At 70.1% G+C, this 1095-nt stretch carries 1 protein-coding gene and 1 pseudogene; one reads left to right on the top strand and one right to left on the bottom strand.

Translation table 11 applies throughout. From position 1 onward, the window contains the following. Window positions 1–34 precede the first annotated feature (34 nt). The gene (locus tag C1I93_RS30640) at window positions 35–799 is read left to right on the top strand and encodes an SDR family oxidoreductase (protein ID WP_111246703.1); all 765 of its coding nucleotides are present in this window, start codon (window positions 35–37) and stop codon (window positions 797–799) included. Between the two features lie 4 nt (window positions 800–803). On the opposite strand, the pseudogene C1I93_RS32865 reads toward C1I93_RS30640, so the two are convergent. Further along, window positions 804–1095, bottom strand: a pseudogene (locus C1I93_RS32865) (glycosyl transferase family 1); the annotation flags it as partial.

Below are 1095 nucleotides of genomic sequence, written 5' to 3'. Positions count from 1 at the left end.
GCCTCTGGGGTCTTGGCGGGGGCAGGGTGGGGGTATGGACAGCTCTGGTAACACGATCTTCATTCCCGGCTCGACGAGCGGGATCGGCCTCGCGCTCGCCCTCGAACTTCAGGCCCGGGGCAACACCGTGATCGTCGGTGGCCGCCGCACGGAACTGCTGGACAAGATCGCCGCAGACCATCCCGGCATCGACACCGTCACGATCGACACGGCGGACCCGGCGAGCATCGCCGCAGCCACCCAGGAGGTGCTGGCTCGGCATCCTGAGCTGAACGTGCTGATCACGATGGCCGGGATCATGCGGGTCGAGGACTGGCACCAGCCGGAGTCGTTCCTCGCCTCCGCCGAATCGGTGGTGGCCACCAACGTGCTTGGCCCGATCCGTCTGATCGCCGCGTTCATCGAGCACCTGCGGTCCCGGCCGGACGCGACGATCATGACGGTCTCCTCCGGGCTGGCGTTCACGCCGTTGAAGGCCACGCCGAGCTACAACGCGTCGAAGGCCGCGATCCACATGCTCAGCGAGTCCCTGCGCCTCCAGCTTGCCGACACGAGTGTCAAGGTGGTGGAGCTGGTGCCGCCAGGGGTGCGTACCGAACTGCTGCCGGGGCACGAGAACAACGAGGTCGCAATGCCGCTGGACGAGTTCGTGCGCGAGGTGCTCGGGCTGATCGAGAAGCAGCCGGACGCGACGGAGATCCAGGTCGAGCGGGTGAAGTTCCTCCGGTACGCCGAGGTGCGCGGCGACTACGCCACGGTGATCGAGACGCTCAACGCCACCGACCCGCACGGCAGGTAGGCGGTCAGCTCCCTCCGGAAGGGCTCAGCGAGGCGTACACGTCGATCAGGCGTTTCGTGACCACGTCGGGGTGGAAGATGCGCTCGTAGCGGGACCGGGCGGCCCCGGAGAGGGCAGCGGCCCTGGCCACGGCCACCGGCAGCGCGGCGGCGAACGCTGCCGGATCCGGCGGCACCACCCAACCGGCCGCACCGCTCAGCAGGCCCGCCGGCAGGGCATCGGATGTGGCAACAGCCGCAGGGCCGCCGGGGCTGGCGGGAGCGGGGGCGGAGGCGACGGCGGCCGGGCCGGTGCCC

It is taken from the genome of Micromonospora endophytica, assembly GCF_003236305.1.
Taxonomy (GTDB): domain Bacteria; phylum Actinomycetota; class Actinomycetes; order Mycobacteriales; family Micromonosporaceae; genus Micromonospora; species Micromonospora endophytica.
This window is presented reverse-complemented; position numbering and strand designations above follow the sequence as displayed.

Coding starts and splice junctions, on each gene's coding strand:
- C1I93_RS30640 (WP_111246703.1), top strand. CDS start 35: ATGGACAGCTCTGGTAACACGATCTTCATTCCCGGCTCGACGAGCGGG.